This window comes from Paenibacillus sp. MB22_1 (genome assembly GCF_047200555.1).
GTDB lineage: Bacteria > Bacillota > Bacilli > Paenibacillales > Paenibacillaceae > Fontibacillus > Fontibacillus phoenicis.
On record NZ_JBLADV010000002.1, the window covers coordinates 1,333,083 to 1,351,841 of the forward strand.

Consider the following 18,759-nt stretch of genomic DNA (forward strand, 5'->3'; position numbering starts at 1 on the left):
ACATCGGAAAGCCGTATGAGGGAAAACCTCACGTACGGTTTGATGAGGAGGGGCAGAAATATTCTGCCCTTTACTCTAGTTTCGATCTTTGTGCGATCGTTGCGGCGATGTTTGGTCTATACTATTTGTTAGAAAATCAGGTGATCGTAGAGCCGCAGCTGATTTTTTAACCACCTCTTAGTAGAAGTTTGAATCAAGGAGATAGCTCGTGCATAAACAACTTCGTTTGAGAAACCGCGCCGATTTTAACCGGATCTACCGGTTTGGCAAATCCTTTGCGAATCGCCAACTGGTGGTGTACTGGTCGAATAAACCGGAGATTGAACGTTTTCGGCTGGGGGTTTCGGCCAGTAAAAAAATCGGAAATGCCGTCGTTCGCAACCGGATGCGGCGGATGTTGAAGGAGATCGTCCGGCTGCATGAAGCGGAGATTCGCGACCATGTCGACCTGATCTTGATCGTGCGGAACGGGGCCGTCGGAATGGAATATAAGGACCTCGAAAAAAGCGTGCTCCATGTGCTGCGGAAAGCTTCGCTGCTGCGGGATTCCGGGCGTTAGGCAGGCTTGTTTCTTTGTCTCTTCAAATATGTTATGATTTACGGTGAATGGATAGGTTAAGAGAGGGGTTTTGAAGTGTCGCGATTGATGACTAACCGAAGAAGATGGCTTCTTCTCCTTCTGGCGGCCGTGATGGTGGCGGTTCTCGCAGGCTGTGCGCCTCAGAATGCACATCAGGCAACCACGACGGCTGATATGAGGACAAACGGATCATGGTGGACCTCCAATGTGGTTTACTATTTCTCGCTCGCGTTGGATACGTTTGCAGAATGGTTTAACGGGGCTTATGGCATCGCGATTTTGATTATGGTGCTGATCGTGAGGACTTTGATTCTCCCGCTCACATTGAAGCAGGTAAAGAGCTCCAAGGCGATGCAGGCCATTCAGCCGCAGCTCCAGAAAATCCGGGAGCAATATAAGGATAATCCAGAGAAGCAGCAGCAGGAGACGATGAAGCTCTTTCAGGAACACAAGGTGAATCCGATGGCGGGTTGTTTCCCGCTGCTCATTCAAATGCCGGTGTTCATTGCGCTGTATAACTCGATTTATTACAACTCGGCGATCCGGGAGCATTCCTTCTTGTGGCTGCAGCTCGGGGAGCCTGACAAATTGTTCATCCTGCCAGCGATCGCTGCCATTACGACATTCATTCAAACGAAGATGATGTCGAGCATGAACCCGCAAGGGATGCAAGGCCCGATGGCGTTTATGATGTGGGTCTATCCGATTTTGATTTTTGTGATGGCGTACAATTTCGCCGCTGCGTTGCCGTTGTACTGGATCTTCAGTAACCTGTATACGATCGCGCAAAACTACTTTATCTACCGCAAGAAAGATCCAGCTTTGTCCGCAGCTGCCGCTACGGCAGGCGGAGGCAGCGGTTCTTCTTCCAGTTCAGGGAAGAAGCGGGGCGGCTCCAATCTAAAAGCCGGTCATCCCGGTAGAGGTGCCAAGGAGGCCAAAAAATCGAAATGAATAAAATTGTGACGTCGGGAAAAACCATTGAAGATGCTGTTAAACAAGGATTGGCCAAGCTCGGCACCACCGAGGATAAAGTCGCCGTGAACGTGTTAGAGCAGCCGTCAAAAGGATTCCTGGGGCTGATTGGGGTGAGGGAAGCGAAGGTTGAGCTGACTTTGCTTGAACCACCTACACCTGCACCTGCATCAGTACCTTCCTCAAATAGGACCCCTTCGGTGCCTCACTCATCTGCTTCCGTGGTGGAGGAGAAGAGTGCGGGCGGCGAGAAGGATCCCTATGCGGAGGCGGCGTCATTCATTCGGGAGGTCGGGGAGAATATGGGCTTGGATGTCAAAGTCGAAGTCTCCCATAGCAAAGACCATACCGTGCTTAACATTTCGGGCCAGGATTTAGGTTTAATGATTGGGCGCAGAGGACAAACCCTCGACGCTCTGCAATATTTGGCGAATATCATCGCTAATCGTTATTCGGACAGCTTTATTCGTATCGTCCTCGATGCCGAGAACTTCCGGGAACGCCGGAAGAAAACGCTGGAGGACCTTGCCGTCAGATTGGCCGGACGGGTCGTTCGAACGCGTAAAGAGGTTACGCTCGAGCCGATGTCGCCGCAGGAGCGCAAAGTGATTCATTCCAAACTTCAGGATCACCCGGAGGTCAAAACTTATAGTAAAGGTGAAGAGCCCAACCGGAGGGTCGTTATTACTCTGAAGCACAGCAAATGAATGAGACGCAATGACGTTTGCTCGGCGTAAGCTGGGGGACGTCATTTTTTTATATTGGATTCGCCCCTCCCCAGGGGAGCCTCCCTTACCGGACTCAACCCCCCCACCCCTCCCTTACCGTAAGGGAGGGCGCCCGAGGGCTTGCCGCCCTCTGGTCTCCCGCAAAGGAGAAGAACGTTGGAGGTAATGAGTCGCTCCTGCTCGCTGTCCCCTTCGGGGATGCGTTCTACGTTGGTGCAAGGAACGCTTTTCCCCCCTTCAGGTACGTCTTACTTGGGGAGCACCCGGGCTACCTGGAAAACCGTGCTGCTCATGACTACTGCTTTCGGCTCACCCGTGTGGCAGAGGCTGTGTGAGTCGCTTCTCGCCCCTTCGGGGCCCGCCTCTACTTTAGAGCTCCTCCAGTTTGAGGGCGAATGCTACGAAGGGGAGCGTGAAGAGACGCAGGCGGTTTCGGAGAGACTACGAGCAAGGAGGCGCTGTCTCCTGCGGAGATGTGCTCACGTTAGAGCAGAAATATGTGGGCGGGATGCTGGATGGTGAGTGAATTGGGAGCGGAATGGGGCGTATGAAGAAACGTAGTGGTCGCCTTTGCTATTGGATTGTAGCCTTGTAGGGTGTTCTCTATTCAGAACAATCCAATGGCAACCTCGATCGTAGGATCATACGACCAGCGGAGCTATGAAATTCACGAATAGTTTTGATATTTATCATGCGAGGTGAAACCAATGCTTAGTGATACAATTGCTGCGATATCGACGGCGGTGGGCGAAAGCGGCATCGCCGTGATCCGCGTCAGCGGGCCGGAGGCGATCTCCGAAGTGGGGCGGTTGTTCCGCTCCAAGACGGCGCTGCCGGAGGCGGAAAGCCATACGGTACACTATGGCTTTATCGTGGACCCGGCGACGGGCGAGAAGCTGGAAGAGGTGCTCGTCAGCGTCTTTCGCGCGCCGCGCTCCTTCACCACGGAAGACGTGGTGGAGATTAGTACGCACGGCGGGATCATCTCCGTCAAACGCGTGATGGACCTGCTGCTCCAGCAGCGCGGCATTCGCCTCGCCGAGCCGGGCGAGTTCACGAAACGCGCGTTCCTGAACGGGCGGATCGACCTGTCGCAGGCGGAGGCGGTCATCGACCTGATCCGCTCCAAGTCGGATCGGGCGTTCTCCGTGGCGCTAAAGCAGGTCGAAGGCCAGCTGTCGCGCCAAATCAGCAAGCTGCGTCACACGTTAATTGAGACGCTGGCGCATATTGAGGTGAATATCGATTATCCGGAGCATGATGTGGAATCGATGACGATGGCATTTATCAAGGAGAAGTGCGCGGAGGTGTCGGAAGGCATCGACGCGCTGCTGAAGACGGCGAATCAGGGCAAGATTCTACGCGAGGGGATTACGACGGCGATCGTTGGCCGCCCGAATGTCGGCAAATCCTCGCTGATGAACGCCCTGGCTCGCGAAAATAAAGCGATCGTCACCGACATCCCGGGCACAACCCGGGACGTGATCGAAGAATATGTGACGATCAATAATATCCCGCTGAAGCTGCTCGACACGGCGGGGATCCGCGAGACGATGGACGTCGTCGAGCAGATCGGCGTGGAGCGCTCCAAAGCGGCAGTGAGCGAAGCGGACCTGATTCTGCTCGTCCTCAACAGTGCCGAAGCGCTGCATGAGGACGAGATCGCCTTAATGGAGCAACTGAAGGGGCGGTCCACGATCGTGCTTTTAAATAAGATTGATTTACCGCAGCAGTTGGATCGGGAGGTGGTCCGGCGTTATTTTCCCGAGGAATCGATCGTCGAATTGTCGGTCAAAACGGAGGGAGGGCTGGATCATCTGGAGGACGCCATTGCCCGGATGTTCTTTGGCGGGGAGCTGGAGTCCAACGATCTGACGTATGTCAGCAACGTGCGGCATATCGCTTTGCTGAAGAAGGCCAAGCAGTCGCTGGCGGACGCTTATGAAGCGGCGGACAGCGGCATCCCGATCGATATTTTGCAGATCGATGTTCGGCTGGCTTGGGAGCAATTAGGTGAAGTGATTGGGGATTCGGCGCCGGATGCGTTGATTGATCAGATTTTTTCGCAATTTTGTTTGGGGAAATAAGGAGGCTTTCGTATCAGCAGCGCCTGTTCATGGTATGATGATACGGATAGCGTTTGAATGGTGTAAGGTAAAGGAGGTTGACGATAGATGGGTTACGCTGCCGGAAATTATGAGGTGATCGTGGTTGGCGCAGGGCACGCGGGCTGTGAGGCGGCATTGGCTGCAGCGCGGATGGGCTGTCGTACGCTGATGGTCACGATTAATTTGGATATGGTTGCTTTCATGCCGTGCAATCCTTCGATTGGAGGTCCGGCAAAAGGCCATGTCGTCCGTGAGATTGATGCACTGGGCGGCGAAATGGGCCGTAACATCGACAAGACGTTCATCCAAATGCGGATGTTGAATACCGGGAAAGGTCCGGCCGTTCATGCGCTGCGCGCGCAGGCGGATAAATTCTTGTACCAGCACGCGATGAAGGAAACGCTGGAGAAGGAGCCGAATCTGACGATGCTCCAAGGGATGGTGGAGGAGCTGATCGTAGAGGACGGCCAGTGCGTGGGCGTCATTACGAAGACCGGGGCAGAATATCGGGCGAAAGCGGTGGTGCTGACAACCGGTACGTATTTGCGCGGGAAAATCATCATGGGCGAGCTGATGTATGAAAGTGGTCCAAACAATCAGCAGCCATCGGTGCGTTTGGCGCAAAACTTGAAGGAGCTGGGCTTCGAGCTCGTTCGCTTCAAGACGGGGACGCCGCCGCGGGTCCATAAGGATTCGATTGATTTCTCGCAAACGGAGATTCAGCCGGGGGATGAGAAGCCGAAGTTTTTTTCCTATGAGACAAAGAGTTCGGACAATGAGCAGTTGCCTTGCTGGCTGACGTATACCTCCGAGGAAACCCACAAGATTATTACGGATAACCTGCATCGTGCACCGATGTTCTCGGGTGTCATCGAAGGTACGGGTCCGCGGTACTGTCCTTCCATCGAGGACAAAATCGTACGGTTCAGCGATAAGCCGAAGCATCAGATTTTCTTGGAACCGGAAGGCAAAAATACGTCCGAATATTACGTGCAAGGCTTCTCCACCAGCATGCCGGAAGAGGTACAGTTGCAGATGCTGCGTTCGGTTCCTGGCTTGCAAAATGTGCAAATGATGCGGACCGGCTATGCAATTGAATACGATGCGGTCGTGCCAACCCAGCTGTGGCCTTCGCTGGAGACGAAGCGATTGCCGGGTCTGTTCACGGCGGGGCAAATCAACGGGACTTCCGGTTATGAGGAAGCGGCGGGACAAGGCATCATGGCCGGGATTAATGCAGCGCGTAAGGTGCAAGGCAAAGAGCCGATTGTGCTTGACCGCTCGCAAGGCTACATTGGTGTCTTGATCGACGACCTGGTAACCAAGGGAACTAACGAGCCGTACCGTTTGCTGACTTCACGGGCGGAATACCGGTTGCTCCTCCGTCACGATAACGCAGATTTGCGCTTGACCCCGCTTGGGTATGAAATTGGATTGATTTCGGAAGAGCGGTATGCCCGGTTTTTGGATAAAAAGCAGAAGGTTGAGCAGGAGATTGAGCGGTTGAAGACGACGAAGATTCGACCAACTGAAATCAATCCATTGCTGGAGTCGATTGGTTCCGCTCCGATTCAGGACGGAAGCAATTTGCTGACGATTTTGCGGCGTCCGGAAGTGACGTATGCGCATATCGCTTCGATTTCTCCATCTGAGGTTGAGCTCGATGAAGAAATGCAAGAGCAAGTTGAAATCCAAATCAAGTACGCCGGTTATATTGAGAAGCAATTGATCCACGTTGAAAGATTACAAAAAATGGAAAAGAAAAAGATCCCTGAAAATATCAACTATGACGATATTCAAGGCCTGGCCATCGAGGCGCGGCAAAAGCTGTCCAAAATCCGTCCGATCTCCATCGGGCAAGCCTCGCGGATTTCGGGGGTTACGCCTGCGGATATTTCCATCTTGTTGGTGTATTTGGAGCACTATAACCGGGTCACGGCTGCGGGAGGGTAACCATTGGATTCGATACAAGCCCAGTTTTGCTCGCTGCTACAGGAACATGGCATTGAGGTGTCGGAGGAGCAGCTCAAGCAATTTGAACGTTATTATGAAGAATTGGTCTCTTGGAATGAAAAAATGAACCTCACCGGGATCACCGAACGGGAGCAGGTCTATATCAAGCATTTTTATGATTCGATTAGCCTGGCTTTTCATGTCCCGATGGGGGAGATCGAGTCCATGGCGGATATTGGATCCGGAGCAGGTTTCCCCGGCATTCCCCTGAAAATTTGTTTTCCGCATTTACAGCTCACGATCGTGGATTCGTTAAACAAACGGATTCAGTTCTTGCAGCATGTGGTGAATGAATTAGGGTTGAACCAGGTGCGTCTGCTTCATGGACGTGCAGAGGATTTGGGACGCCAGGAAGATCTTCGTGACGCTTTCGATTTGGTTACAGCCCGGGCTGTTGCCCGAATGGCGATACTTAACGAGTTTTGTTTACCGTTTGTGAAGCCAGGTGGATTATTTGTAGCCATGAAGGGGAGTAATCCGGAGGATGAAGTGAAGGAAGCGGCCCGTAGTTTATCCGAGCTGAAAGGGAAATGGGTCAGCACACCGGCATTTTCTCTCCCGTTGGAAAACTCCGAACGCCATTTGGTGCTGATTCAAAAAACAGCCCCTACGCCCCAAAAATATCCGCGAAAAGCGGGAATTCCAGCGAAAATGCCGTTGGTTTAAACAACCATAGTAATTTCCCCCTTAGCAAAATGTTCCACGTGAAACATCGCTAAGGGGGCTTTTTGTCCGTTTGCAGGCAAATCTTACTTCTTTTCTATAACTTCTCTAAATTAGAGAATAGGATTATAGAGGAAAAAGTGGTAGAATAGATATATCGGGTTGGTTGAGGGTTGGATGGACGTTCCGAGGCCACGGTTATCTTGGTGGACAAACCCTTAACGAACGTGCATTTCGTTTAGAGCAATGTCATCCCACGGGGATGATCCGTAAGGCTTGGCCTTATGTCACTTTGAAATTAGGTGGTAATCGACGGAATGAAAGAACAATTTTCTAAATTGTTTGGGCTAACCGAACGAAATAGCGGAGATGAAGTGAGACAAATTCCGGTGGGGGAAATTGTCGGCAGTCCTTATCAGCCGCGGACGATCTTTGACGACGAGAAAATCGATGAACTCTGCCAAACGATTCGTACTCATGGCGTGATTCAACCGATTGTCGTACGGTACCGGAATGAGAAGTATGAGATCATTGCCGGAGAGCGTCGCTGGCGTGCCGTCAAAAAGCTGGGCTTGGAGTCCATTCCTGCGATCTTGCGCGATTTCAATGATTCGCAAGCCGCTTCTATCGCTTTGATCGAAAATCTCCAACGGGAAGGGCTGACTTCGATTGAGGAGGCGATGGCTTACCAAAATTTGATTGATTTGCATCAGTTGACACAAGAGAGCTTGGCTCAACGTCTTGGGAAGAGCCAATCCACGATCGCCAATAAGATCAGGCTGCTTCAACTTCCGGATGAAGTAAAAAATGCGCTGATGGAACGGAAAATTACAGAGCGTCATGCGCGTGCTTTGCTGTCCTTGGACTCGGAAGAGCTGCGACTGAAGGTGTTGGGTGAAATTATCAGCAAAGAGCTGAATGTAAAACAAACGGAAGCCCGAATTGCCTTTTATAAGGAAGTAGCCAAAAACAAAAAGTCTCCTTCGAGACGAATCTCCTTTACCAAGGATGTTCGATTGGCTCTAAATACGATTCGCCAGTCGATTGATATGGTTACGGGTTCTGGTTTGCAAATTAAAACGGAAGAAAAGGATCATGAGGATCATTATGAAATTGTGATTCAGATCCCGAAACGTTCATAAACTTCTCTCGCTGACCCTAACCGCGAGGTTCTGGTCAGCTTCTTTTTCGGTCTTTCTTGATTGGTTGTGAACATGTGATTGCTGAACTTTCTATGCACATGTGGATAATTATTTTCCTAATGTACATGGGATGGATACATCGGTTCATAGCTACTCATCTATCGATATCGACCGGCAGGTGTATTCACCACGCATTGCTATAGGTCTTTTTGTAGCTGCAGCCTAGAATGCGTACATGAGTACTACAAAGAGATTCTTCTATTATATTGAGGTGAACTGGATTGTCTAAAATCATCGCCATAGCGAACCAAAAAGGGGGCGTCGGGAAGACGACGACTTCTGTCAATTTGGGAGCGGGACTAGCTGCCATCGGAAAGAAAGTGCTGCTGATCGATATTGACCCCCAAGGGAATACGACAAGTGGTGTTGGCATTAATAAAGCGGATGTTGCGAATTGCATTTATGATGTACTGATTAATGAGGTTCATCCAAAGGAAGCAATTGAACATACGGAGATTGAAAATTTGCATATCATCCCGGCTACAATTCAACTGGCTGGGGCTGAAATCGAATTGGTTCCAACCATTTCGCGTGAAGTGAGACTTAAGAAATCGTTACAGCCTATTCGGAACTTATACGATTATATTTTGATTGATTGCCCGCCTTCGCTTGGAATTCTAACCATCAACTCCTTGACCGCCGCTGATTCCGTACTCATTCCTATTCAGTGCGAATATTACGCTTTGGAAGGTCTTAGCCAGTTATTAAATACGGTGAGATTGGTTCAAAAGCATTTAAATACTTCGCTGCAAATCGAAGGGGTCTTATTAACGATGTTTGATGCTCGGACAAACCTGGGGATTCAAGTCATTGAAGAGGTTAAGAAGTACTTCCAGCAGAAGGTATATAAAACAGTGATTCCACGTAATGTGCGTTTAAGTGAAGCGCCGTCCCATGGTCAATCCATTATTACGTATGACCCTCGTTCGAAGGGTGCGGAAGTATATCTTGAGTTGGCAAAGGAAGTGGTATCTTATGAGTAAACGATTGGGCAAAGGATTGGATGCTCTGATCCCGGCACTGTCTATTCAGGATGATGATAAGGTTATAGAGATCCCACTTAACCAACTTCGTGCCAACCCGTATCAACCACGCAAGACCTTTGATGAGGAGGCTATACGGGAGTTGGCCGAATCGATTCGGCAACATGGGGTTATTCAACCGATTATTGTACGCAGCGTACTCAAAGGTTATGAAATTATCGCAGGGGAGCGCCGGTTCCGTGCATCGCAATACTGCGGTAATGCAACCATCCCGGCCGTTGTTCGGAGTTTTTCAGATCAACAGGTCATGGAAATTGCACTCATCGAGAACCTGCAGCGGGAAAATCTAAACGCGATGGAAGTAGCGGTTGCGTACCAAGGGTTGATGGATCAATTCCAGCTAACACAGGAAGAGCTTTCGTTGAAGGTAGGGAAGTCTCGTTCTCATATCGCGAATTTTTTGCGGTTGCTTTCCTTGCCGGATGAAGTGAAGGAATGTGTTTCACGTGGAACATTATCGATGGGACATGCCCGAGCTTTGGTTGGGTTGAAGGATCCAGATACGATTAAGCAGTTGGCCCAGCAATGTATCGATCATGAATGGAGCGTTCGTGATCTGGAAAATGCGGTGCAACAACTGGATCGCAAAAAGCAGGAAAAACCAAAACCGGCTGGGAAGAAACGCGACCCCTATATCGAAGAAGTAGAAGAGAGTCTGCGTGAACGATATAAGACGACAGTCAAAATTAAAGCAAATAAAGACAAGGGTAAAATCGAAATTAACTATTACAGCCAGCAGGATTTGCAACGGCTGCTTGATATGTTGACTTCGGGATAAATGAAATGACATATCTAACTTTTGGACAACTCCTAAAAGTGGGGGGCTTCAGAAGGAGGGTATGTCATTTCTTGGTCTGGCATCCGATTGAACTGGAACGGATCATAGAGCTGAAATCCAAATCAAACTTATACCTGATCCTAAGGAGGGGAACGTGTTGCACGAGAAGAAATCCGTTATCTATCTGGATCATGCGGCTACATCTTGGCCAAAACCTCCTAGGGTAGGAGAAGCGATGTTGGAAATACTAAACGGACCAGCTGCCAATGCAGGACGTGGAAATCATGGAATGGCGCTCCAAGCGGGGAGGGTGCTGTACAACACGCGCGTCAAGCTTGCCCAGCTATTTGGGGTCTCCAATCCCAATGATATTGTGTTGACCTCCAGCACAACTTCAGCTTTAAATTTAGCCATCAAGGGATGGCTAAAACCAGGGGATCATGTGGTGGCGACAACCGTTGAACATAATTCGGTAAGGCGTCCACTTGAGTTCTTGAAGCGGACCGCAGGTATCGAAGTGGATTATGCTGAGGTGGATCCACGCGGTCAATTAGATTTGCAGCAGGTGGAGAATCTTTTCCGCCCCCACACACGTTTACTTGTATGTTCCCACAGCTCGAACTTGTTGGGATGTATTTTGCCAGTTCAAGCTTTAAGCCAGATGGCTCATGCGCACGGAGCGATTCTAATGGTGGATGCTGCGCAAACGGCAGGGTGCTATCCGGTAAACGTTCAAGAGATGGGGATCGACTTGCTTGCTTTTCCAGGGCATAAAGGGCTACTTGGACCTCAAGGTACAGGAGGATTATATATTCACCCGGATATTGACCTGGAGCCGCTGATGCATGGAGGAACTGGCAGTCAATCCGAAGAAATCGAGCAGCCGTCTGTTCGTCCTGACCGGTATGAAGCGGGCACTGTGAATACTCCAGGGATTGCCGGGTTAGGTGCTGGGGTAGAAATGGTGCTTGAACGTGGCGTGGAACAGATTCATCGTCACGAGTGGGAGTTAACCCAGTTTTTAATGAAGGAACTGCAAAAGGTTCCTGGCGTTCGTCTGATCGGTCCGGAGATCGGTCAGCCTCGAACGGGTATCGTCTCGTTTACAATCGAAGGACGGGATGCCTCGGAAGTCGCGTTTGTGCTGGATCGGGAATATGGCATCGCGGTTCGTGCAGGGTATCACTGCACACCGTTAGGCCATCAAACTGCCGGCACGCTGGAGGGCGGAGCGGTTCGCGCCAGCGTAGGTTATCTGACGACCGAGGCAGATCTTCAAACATTAATTGATGCAATTCATAAAATGGTGAACTGATCTCAAGCACAGAGGAGTAGAAAGTCGCATGCGGGAATGGAATGATCTCATCTTTGAGCAACTAAGCTGGATCGTTGGAGGTTTGGTTCTCCTGATCCTTTGGATGTTGATCTGGAATCTGATTCAGGGAAGTAAGCTTCGCAAGATGAAGCAAAGATACGAACTGATGATGAAAGGTACTGGCGTACAAGATCTGGAGACCTTGCTGATCGATTTGAAGATGCAGCAGGACAAAATCGAAGACGTCCAGGAAGAACAGAAGCAACAGCTTGCACAAATCCAAAAATGGATGCCTATGCAAAAATCTAAAATTGGTATCAAACGCTACAATGCTTTCGGTGAAAAGGGAAACGACCTGAGCTTCTCCATTGCGATCGTTAATGATCAGCAAGATGGCGTGGTCCTCACTGGCCTGTATAACCGTGATGGTTCTTTTGTTTATGCTAAGGGCTTGGAGAAAGGGGAGTCACCGCATGCGCTTTCTCCGGAAGAACGGGAAGCTATAGCTCTCGCCGGGCTAAGGAAATAGACCCTTGAGTCCACTCTTTAATCGCGGTATACAAGCATTTTGATATAATCTCTGAAAGACGCATAACTAGACTGAGACGTGTGTTTTGCAATACGAAGTATTCCATGAAGCCGCCGACATTGACGATGCCCGTAAGATGGATATCGCCGACCGGCGGTAATTCTTTATTCACCCCTGCTCCAGGGCGGAGGGGGCCTTGCACCACTTGGATGGATCCAACGCTGGATGTCTGACCGAGGCAGGCGTCAATGCTGATAATATAAGGGTTAGCGAACCGAGCGTGGATTTCATCTAAGGTTTCTCTTAGATTCATGGCATGTACAGGCTCATCGAGTGTGCCGTAAAGGTGAAAATACGGGCATTGATACTTCGCCAACGCGCTGCCGACCAGGGGGCCTAAGCAATCTCCGGTGGAACGATCGGTTCCAATGCAAACGACAACAATGTCTTGTCCTGGGGTAACCTGTCCAAAATGCAGAAGCAACCGGTGAATGATGGCCGAATGAATGCCGGGTTCGGTATGAAGGATTTTTAAATAAGGAATTTCTTGTCCTGGAATGGTCGGTTGAATCTGTGACATGGAATCTTCCTTTCCGCTGAAGATCAAGTGCGCATGCTGCACTTTATAGATTTAGTAGATAGTATATGGAAGAAATGCGTATTATATACTCGTACAAAAGTCTTAATGGACAAAAGGAGAGGAATCTGAATGGAAGAGGACTGGCTGGTGATGGCGTTTGATTCAACACAGCAGGCGCTGCGTGCGGAGATGCTGCTGGAGTATGCTGAGGTAGATATCGATTTATTTCCTACCCCCAAAGAAATCACCGCAGGATGTGCGTTGTCGATTCGTTTTCCCCAAAACGATTTGGAGGTAGTTAAAGAGATCATCACTTCGGAATCGGTAGAGATACGGGGGATTTACTCCCACGACGGGATGGGCTATCATAGCATCAAGCTTTAGGGCTTGACGGCCCTGGATGATACATTGATGAAATCTCAAAAAGTCCAGCGGTATGATGTCAAGTGCTAGATTCGAGTAAATTGGAAATTTTCCATGTGAAAAGTGCTTTGAGTCTAGAAAAATGACAATATCAAACTAAGCCCAGTCAAAATTAAAGGAAATTCCATATTTTTACTGGGAATAGTAAAGGACTTTGGCAAAGGGGGCGTCAATCCTTCGCAGTCGTTACCTTCTTCCGTGGCGTATAGAGTTGGCCGTTGCGTAGCAGCACATCGACCAGACGCACAAGTTTTCTTGCCGTTAAGACGAGGGCGCGTTTGTGTTGGTGCTTAGGAACTTCTTTGTACTTCTTCCGGTAATACTCACCGAATTCCTCATCGCGGTTTTTCACCGAGTTGGCAGCTTCAACCAGGTAATAGCGAAGGAATCGGTTGCCGGATTTAATGCGTTTGGTATCTTCGGCTTCAAAAGGGCCAGACTGATGTTTACGCCAGGAAAGGCCGGCATACTTGGCCACAGCCGCTTGATCACTGAAGCGATCGATGTCTCCAATCTCCGCGAGGATACCGGCGGCATACACCCGGTCAATCCCAGGGATGGAGCGCAAGCATTTGGATTCAGGCAGGCCTTCGAGAATGCGCTCTATGGCTTTGTCCAAATCTTTGAGCTGTGCCTGGATGCTTCGAATCACTTGAATGGATGTGCCAAGCACCAGGTCGATGGAGTCCTCAACCACTTTGGAAAGTCGATAAGAGGCTCTGGCAGCCTTCTGAATGCAGCGTGCGACGTTCTCCGGATCAGGGAAGCGATTGCGTCCCTTGTCCCTTAAATAGTCGGCCAATTCGGCGACATCCATCGTGGCAATGTCGTCAAGGCTGTACTTCTCGGAGAGCATCTCCATGAGCGCGTGACCGAATACCGAGCTGTCTACTTCGGTCGTAAAGGCGTTGCACTTGTAGAACAGGTTCTGCAAAAAATATTGCTTCTCACGCGCCAGGTTGTGGATCAGGTGGAATCGCATGCGCGTGAGGCGCTGGAGCGCAACATATTGCTCTTGCATGACGATGGTGGTGGTCAATCGTCCAAAGCGCAAGCGATCCGCAATCACCCAGGCATCAAGACGGTCGGTCTTGTCCATATCCGGGTAGGCTTCTCTGAATTTGCTGACCAGCTTCGGGTTGATGGTGAACACTTTGGCTTTACGGGCTTTGAGCGCCGGATCCTCATGCATGAACATGGCAGGATGCCAGCTGTAGACCGAAGTCGCTTCAAGGCCAATGTGAATCTCGGAAGACGAATGCTTGTCCGCTACAGCGACGATGCGATCTCTCAGATGAGAAGCGCCGTCGAGATTATTCTTGACGGTGAGCGTTTCCAGCTTGTCTCCGTCGGGATTCATAAAGCACGCTTCCAGTTCTTGTGAGCTGACGTCAATACCGACAAATAACTTCAAATGGAGTTCCTCCTTTCTGTTGAGGGATTCAGGGAATGGACGCTCCGGGATGCCTCCGGCGCACACGCAGATCAATCACCCTCGCCTATGAGAACACACTTCAGTCCATGAGCTGCCCCGGCACTGCTATAGCCGGGCATGGGTTGCCGAAGGGAACAGCCAGCGGGTAAGAAGTTCAGACGTGTACCGGAGAAACAGACTTTTAATGTAGACGTGGCTACAGGAGGGATACGAATTTCCCCGAATGGACCCTAAGTTCCATTGTCCAGAGACATTCCAGAAAGTCCAGTCCCCATTCAATTTTCAAAGAACGATTTGCTGGAAAATTTCAAGGAATCTCTCCAGCCCCTACGGGGCTGGAAGCTGAAAGAAAAGAGCTTTCAAAAGATACTATACGAGGAGAGGGATTTGAGTGGAAGAGGAATGGTTGGTGATGGCGTTTGATTCAACGCAGCAAGCACTGCGTGCAGAGATGCTGCTGGAGTATGCAGAGGTAGAGATCGATTTGTTTCCTACCCCCAAAGAAATCACGGCAGGATGTGCGTTATCGATTCGTTTTCCGCAAATGTCGTTAGACGTGGTGAAACAAATCATCACTTCGGAATCGGTAGAGATACGGGGGATTTACTCCCACGACGGGATGGGCTATCATAGCATCAAGCTTTAGGGCTTGACGGCCCTGGATGATACATTGATGAAATCTCAAAAAGGATTGATAGATATGTTACTGGCAAAAGAACCGGAAGTGATCCAGGATGCTGCCGAAACGGTGACGACCTGGAAAGATAGGATATGGAATTGGTTTACAGATATGGATATGTGGATGAACGTGCTTTATGCCGGGATCAAAATTATCATTATTTTCACCCTCACCCGATTGTTCGTTCATATCGTATTCCGCTTAATCGATCGATCGTTGCAGAAGAGGGAGAAGAGCCGGTTGCAGATGAACCCGCGACGGTTAGTTACGGTTGGTGAACTGCTCAAGAATGTCACCACCATCACCAGCAATTTTATTATGGTCATGTTAGTGATGGGGGAGCTTGGGTTTGATCTGGCGCCGTTGCTAGCGGGTGCCGGAGTTCTTGGCCTTGCGATCGGTTTTGGTGCCCAGAGCTTGGTGAAGGATGTTATTACCGGCTTTTTTATCATTCTGGAGGATCAGTTTGCTGTTGGTGATGTCATTCAAACCGGAAGTCTGAAGGGGACGGTAGAGATGATTGGGCTGCGCTCCACTCGGTTAGTGAGCTACACGGGAGAGGTCCACATCATCCCTAACGGGATGATCACGAACGTAACGAATTACTCCGTGGGAACCGCATTGGCGGTGGTCGACTTGCCGTTTAGCAACTCAAGGAAGCTGGAGGACAGCGTAGAGCTGCTCAGAAGGGCCATGCAGCGCCTGAAAGAGGAGAAGGAGGGGATCCCTCAGGTTCCGAATGTGCTGGGCATTCAGTCGTTAACAGCGAGCGAGTACGTGATACGAATTGCGGTGGAGTGTCCTCCAGCCATTCGATCGGAAGTGGAACGTCAGATCCACGCTTATGCCAAAGAAGCTCTGGAGCAGGAGGAGTTGGAGAACCAACGCGGGCATGCAGAGATCTAGGGTTCAATTTATTCGGAATAAATTAAAAATTCAAGAAAAGATCGGGGGATTGTGTGATGGAGCGAAAATCCTTTCAATTAGGCGATATTGTACAAATGAAGAAAAAACATCCTTGCGGGAGCAACGAAATGGAAATTATCCGGATGGGCATGGATATCCGCATTAAATGTATCGGCTGCAAACACAGCGTGTTGGTGCCTCGGGCGAAGTTCGAGAAGAATATGCGCAAAGTGCTCCGGTCGGCGGCTCTAGCACCAGAAAATACGGCGTCGGACGGGCAATCACCACCTGGAGAATAAGTAATTTATGGGATGAAGGGTACTCTCTATTGCAATCGGAATGAATTCATGGTACAATCATTCTTGCTGTGGAGAGGTACCCAAGAGGCCCAAGGGGGTTGACTCGAAATCAACTAGGCGTCGCAAGGCGTGCGTGGGTTCGAATCCCACCCTCTCCGCCATCATCTAAATATTGCCTATAGACGAACTCTTACGTATGCGTAGGAGTTTTTTTGTTTTATGTATAAATTTATGCAAAAGCAAGAAGGACCCTTTTGGGTCCTTCCTGTGGTTGACGGCGAACTTTATTGGAAATTCTCTTCTCAGCGACAAACAGAAACATTCGATGTTTGCCTTAGCAAGCACGAATTAGGGAAGAGGGGTCTTCACTAACTCGTGATCTGACGCTTCTACAAGTCGTGAACAAGATCTCCTTGCGGTTTGTTTCTCGCGGAACCCTTTAACTGGACCAACGGAACCACACCTCTCTTGCTCGCCGTCGATTGTATTATGTGCAGGATTCGCGGTTTTATACACGCCGAGTAAAACGGAATGAATTGGTTAATGGACGCGGGCTTTCTCTTCTTTTTTCCACTTGCGGTTCTTGTTGGACGTCTCAGGGAATTTATCGCCCTTTTTCAACTTAATTCGCTTTGGATTTTGAATTTGCGTATGAAAGCTCCGCGCCTCACCAACCTCCACATATACCCCTGGGTTTGGAGCGCGCATGCCTTCTTCATATTCTGTTTGTTCACCCATACAGCGTTCCTCCTTTCGAACTTTAGCTTGGAATCCATGCTTATTGTTTGTCGAAGGGATGGAATCATGTACGGCAGGGGCCCGATAATTATTGACAAGCATAAATGAAATGAAGCCGATTTTGGGGCTTAGAGGAAACCGTACGAACGGATGAAAAGGGAAAGGCATATCAAACCCGCAGTTACAGAAAAGATGATAGTGTAAAATCTCTGTGGGTGTAGGAATTGGAAAAAGCGGATATAGAAAAAGAGCTTCTCCCTTGGTAAAGTGATGTTTGACGCACAACACACCAAGAAGGAGGAAGCTCCTGTGAGCCACTTTACCACAATAATGCCGACGATGAAAGAGATTGAGCAATGGATTTTCCGGAAAATGCAGGAGGAATTCGCTCGTGCGATGAAGCAGGTACTGGAGGCGCTGGATCAGCAGATCCTGGAGGAACGGGACCGAGAGCGTTATCGAGTAAAGGACGAGCGTGAAACAAGCGTCAACACAGTGTTCGGGAATGTGCGCTTTAAGCGGAGATTGTACTGTGACCGTAGAAGCGGCAAACACGTGTATCTGCTGGATCAGCTGTTGCAATTCGAAGGGCGCGGGAAAGTCAGTCCGCATTTGGAAGAGACAGCAATCGCATTCGCAAGCCAAGGACCGTCGTACCGGGACAGCGCAAAGCGGCTGGAGCAGCTTTTGGGCTACAATGTGCTGAGCCACCAAGCGATCAGGGAAAAACTGATGGAGCGTGCGCAACAGCCGATGCCAGCGGTGAAACGGCGCGCTGCCCGCGTGCTGTTCGTGGAAGTGGATGGGCTGTACACGAAGCTGCAGCGGAGCAAAAAGCGCGGGATGGAGAACGCAATTGCAGTCGTACACGAAGGCTGGGAGAAGAACGGCAAGCGGGTACAGCTGAAGAACAAACAGCATTACCTGCATACGAGCGGCGGCGACTTCTGGGAAGGGTTCGGGGACTTTCTGGTGGAGCGTTACGAAATCGACGAGAACACGTGGCTTGTGGTGAACGGAGACGGCGCGGCGTGGATCGGGGAATGTACATCCTACTTTCACCAATGTCTGTACATGCTGGACCGCTTTCATGTGGCGCGTGATTTGAAACGCTTTGTCGGTCATTTGCCGCAGGTGTGGGAGACCGTGAGACGGTCTTTGGCCAAACAGGATGCAGCCGCGCTTATGGCGGTCCTGGAAGGCGTGTCGGAGCAAGAGATAGCGGAAGAGAACCGGAAGGATTGGAAGCCGTATAAAAGATTTCTAAAGCGGCATGAGAAGCATTTGGACGACTACCGAAAAACACTCCAGGCGAAGGGGATCGACACAAGCGGCATGCGCCCGATGGGAAGCGCGGAATCGCAGATGCGTATATTCGCCAAGCGGACGAAGCGTGGCGGGTACAGTTGGAGTGAGCGAGGCGTCAGGGCGATGCTGAGGACGATGATGAGGATTCAAGAAGCGGGCACGGTGGTAAGAACGGTTGAAGGACAAGCGAGTAAGCAGGCAACGCCGCAGCAGTCGATAAACATGCGGCAATTGCTCAAGAACGTGACGCAACCGGTCAAGGGTTGTATCGCTGGAATGATTCGCATGCTGCAAGGACCGAAGCAAAGCAGCACAACGGGTATGGCACTCAAAGCACTTCGCGGATAACGGCAAAAAATTCTGACAAATCACTTGTGTTTGATGAAAGAACGAAGCAAAGCGCTTACAAGGAAGAGGTTCCTTCGGGGTTCGCGTTCCAGGCATCTTAAATGACTGC

The 18,759-nt window shown here is 50.1% G+C and carries 19 protein-coding genes and 1 tRNA gene; 17 read left to right on the plus strand and 3 right to left on the minus strand.

What is annotated here, in order from left to right; translation table 11 throughout:
- Positions 1-208: 208 nt before the first annotated feature.
- The 11 genes from rnpA (at position 209) to ACL02P_RS18095 (ending at position 11,934) form a co-directional block, all read left to right on the plus strand.
- Entirely contained in the window at positions 209-559 is a 351-nt protein-coding gene (gene rnpA / locus ACL02P_RS18045; RefSeq protein WP_009223342.1) for a ribonuclease P protein component, read from the plus strand.
- Positions 560-634: 75 nt separating this feature from the next.
- Positions 635-1,534 (plus strand): YidC/Oxa1 family membrane protein insertase, encoded by a 900-nt coding sequence (locus ACL02P_RS18050; protein ID WP_412837815.1) that lies wholly within the window; start codon positions 635-637, stop codon positions 1,532-1,534.
- Complete coding sequence (gene jag / locus ACL02P_RS18055; protein WP_260071557.1) at positions 1,531-2,262, plus strand: RNA-binding cell elongation regulator Jag/EloR; 732 nt, start codon at positions 1,531-1,533, stop codon at positions 2,260-2,262. Before ACL02P_RS18050 ends, jag begins: the two co-directional genes overlap by 4 nt.
- 728 nt (positions 2,263-2,990) lie before the next feature.
- Positions 2,991-4,370: a tRNA uridine-5-carboxymethylaminomethyl(34) synthesis GTPase MnmE gene (gene mnmE, locus ACL02P_RS18060; RefSeq protein ID WP_412837816.1), complete on the plus strand. Its 1,380-nt coding sequence runs from the start codon at positions 2,991-2,993 to the stop codon at positions 4,368-4,370.
- An 87-nt stretch (positions 4,371-4,457) separates the two neighbouring features.
- Entirely contained in the window at positions 4,458-6,344 is a 1,887-nt protein-coding gene (gene mnmG, locus ACL02P_RS18065) for a tRNA uridine-5-carboxymethylaminomethyl(34) synthesis enzyme MnmG (protein ID WP_009223346.1), read from the plus strand.
- A gap of 3 nt (positions 6,345-6,347) precedes the next feature.
- Positions 6,348-7,070: a 16S rRNA (guanine(527)-N(7))-methyltransferase RsmG gene (gene rsmG / locus ACL02P_RS18070; RefSeq protein ID WP_323078360.1), complete on the plus strand. Its 723-nt coding sequence runs from the start codon at positions 6,348-6,350 to the stop codon at positions 7,068-7,070.
- A 314-nt stretch (positions 7,071-7,384) separates the two neighbouring features.
- Positions 7,385-8,209, plus strand: a complete 825-nt coding sequence (noc, locus tag ACL02P_RS18075) for a nucleoid occlusion protein (RefSeq protein ID WP_036644069.1) — start codon at positions 7,385-7,387, stop codon at positions 8,207-8,209.
- 281 nt (positions 8,210-8,490) lie between these two features.
- Entirely contained in the window at positions 8,491-9,252 is a 762-nt protein-coding gene (locus tag ACL02P_RS18080) for a ParA family protein (RefSeq protein ID WP_009223349.1), read from the plus strand.
- Entirely contained in the window at positions 9,245-10,090 is an 846-nt protein-coding gene (locus tag ACL02P_RS18085; RefSeq protein ID WP_009223350.1) for a ParB/RepB/Spo0J family partition protein, read from the plus strand. Before ACL02P_RS18080 ends, ACL02P_RS18085 begins: the two co-directional genes overlap by 8 nt.
- Positions 10,091-10,244: 154 nt before the next feature.
- Positions 10,245-11,405: an aminotransferase class V-fold PLP-dependent enzyme gene (locus ACL02P_RS18090; protein WP_009223351.1), complete on the plus strand. Its 1,161-nt coding sequence runs from the start codon at positions 10,245-10,247 to the stop codon at positions 11,403-11,405.
- Between the two features lie 28 nt (positions 11,406-11,433).
- Entirely contained in the window at positions 11,434-11,934 is a 501-nt protein-coding gene (locus ACL02P_RS18095; RefSeq protein ID WP_009223352.1) for a DUF4446 family protein, read from the plus strand.
- Here ACL02P_RS18095 and yyaC read toward each other — a convergent pair.
- The gene (gene yyaC, locus ACL02P_RS18100; RefSeq protein ID WP_009223353.1) at positions 11,906-12,514 is read right to left on the minus strand and encodes a spore protease YyaC; all 609 of its coding nucleotides are present in this window, start codon (positions 12,512-12,514) and stop codon (positions 11,906-11,908) included. The two genes, ACL02P_RS18095 and yyaC, sit on opposite strands and share 29 nt — an antisense overlap.
- Before the next feature lie 129 nt (positions 12,515-12,643).
- On the opposite strand from yyaC, the gene ACL02P_RS18105 reads away from it, so the two are divergent.
- Positions 12,644-12,898 carry a DUF3343 domain-containing protein gene (locus tag ACL02P_RS18105; RefSeq protein ID WP_009223354.1) on the plus strand — a complete coding sequence of 85 codons (255 nt, stop codon included), beginning with the start codon at positions 12,644-12,646 and terminating at the stop codon, positions 12,896-12,898.
- Between the two features lie 208 nt (positions 12,899-13,106).
- Here the strand turns inward: ACL02P_RS18105 and ACL02P_RS18110 are convergent, their stop codons facing one another.
- Positions 13,107-14,351 (minus strand): IS110 family transposase, encoded by a 1,245-nt coding sequence (locus ACL02P_RS18110; protein WP_090728280.1) that lies wholly within the window; start codon positions 14,349-14,351, stop codon positions 13,107-13,109.
- Positions 14,352-14,763: 412 nt separating this feature from the next.
- On the opposite strand from ACL02P_RS18110, the gene ACL02P_RS18115 reads away from it, so the two are divergent.
- The 4 genes from ACL02P_RS18115 (at position 14,764) to ACL02P_RS18130 (ending at position 16,417) form a co-directional block, all read left to right on the plus strand.
- On the plus strand, positions 14,764-15,018 hold the full coding sequence (locus tag ACL02P_RS18115) for a DUF3343 domain-containing protein (RefSeq protein WP_412837817.1): 255 nt from the start codon (positions 14,764-14,766) through the stop codon (positions 15,016-15,018).
- A gap of 54 nt (positions 15,019-15,072) precedes the next feature.
- On the plus strand, positions 15,073-15,957 hold the full coding sequence (locus tag ACL02P_RS18120; protein WP_412837818.1) for a mechanosensitive ion channel family protein: 885 nt from the start codon (positions 15,073-15,075) through the stop codon (positions 15,955-15,957).
- 56 nt (positions 15,958-16,013) lie between these two features.
- Complete coding sequence (locus ACL02P_RS18125; protein WP_412837819.1) at positions 16,014-16,256, plus strand: DUF951 domain-containing protein; 243 nt, start codon at positions 16,014-16,016, stop codon at positions 16,254-16,256.
- A gap of 70 nt (positions 16,257-16,326) precedes the next feature.
- Positions 16,327-16,417 (plus strand) — tRNA-Ser (locus ACL02P_RS18130).
- 379 nt (positions 16,418-16,796) lie between these two features.
- Here the strand turns inward: ACL02P_RS18130 and ACL02P_RS18135 are convergent.
- Entirely contained in the window at positions 16,797-16,994 is a 198-nt protein-coding gene (locus ACL02P_RS18135; protein WP_009223357.1) for a YjzC family protein, read from the minus strand.
- 309 nt (positions 16,995-17,303) lie between these two features.
- On the opposite strand from ACL02P_RS18135, the gene ACL02P_RS18140 reads away from it, so the two are divergent.
- Positions 17,304-18,650, plus strand: a complete 1,347-nt coding sequence (locus ACL02P_RS18140; protein ID WP_412837013.1) for an ISLre2-like element ISTco1 family transposase — start codon at positions 17,304-17,306, stop codon at positions 18,648-18,650.
- Positions 18,651-18,759: the final 109 nt, after the last annotated feature.

Bases quoted from the DNA above. Each gene is read 5' to 3' on its own strand.
- jag (WP_260071557.1), top strand. From the start codon at position 1,531: ATGAATAAAATTGTGACGTCGGGAAAAACCATTGAAGATGCTGTTAAA.
- mnmE (WP_412837816.1), top strand. From the start codon at position 2,991: ATGCTTAGTGATACAATTGCTGCGATATCGACGGCGGTGGGCGAAAGC.
- mnmG (WP_009223346.1), top strand. From the start codon at position 4,458: ATGGGTTACGCTGCCGGAAATTATGAGGTGATCGTGGTTGGCGCAGGG.
- noc (WP_036644069.1), top strand. From the start codon at position 7,385: ATGAAAGAACAATTTTCTAAATTGTTTGGGCTAACCGAACGAAATAGC.
- ACL02P_RS18085 (WP_009223350.1), top strand. From the start codon at position 9,245: ATGAGTAAACGATTGGGCAAAGGATTGGATGCTCTGATCCCGGCACTG.
- ACL02P_RS18095 (WP_009223352.1), top strand. From the start codon at position 11,434: ATGCGGGAATGGAATGATCTCATCTTTGAGCAACTAAGCTGGATCGTT.
- yyaC (WP_009223353.1), bottom strand. From the start codon at position 12,514: ATGTCACAGATTCAACCGACCATTCCAGGACAAGAAATTCCTTATTTA.
- ACL02P_RS18105 (WP_009223354.1), top strand. From the start codon at position 12,644: ATGGAAGAGGACTGGCTGGTGATGGCGTTTGATTCAACACAGCAGGCG.
- ACL02P_RS18120 (WP_412837818.1), top strand. From the start codon at position 15,073: ATGTTACTGGCAAAAGAACCGGAAGTGATCCAGGATGCTGCCGAAACG.
- ACL02P_RS18125 (WP_412837819.1), top strand. From the start codon at position 16,014: ATGGAGCGAAAATCCTTTCAATTAGGCGATATTGTACAAATGAAGAAA.
- ACL02P_RS18135 (WP_009223357.1), bottom strand. From the start codon at position 16,994: ATGGGTGAACAAACAGAATATGAAGAAGGCATGCGCGCTCCAAACCCA.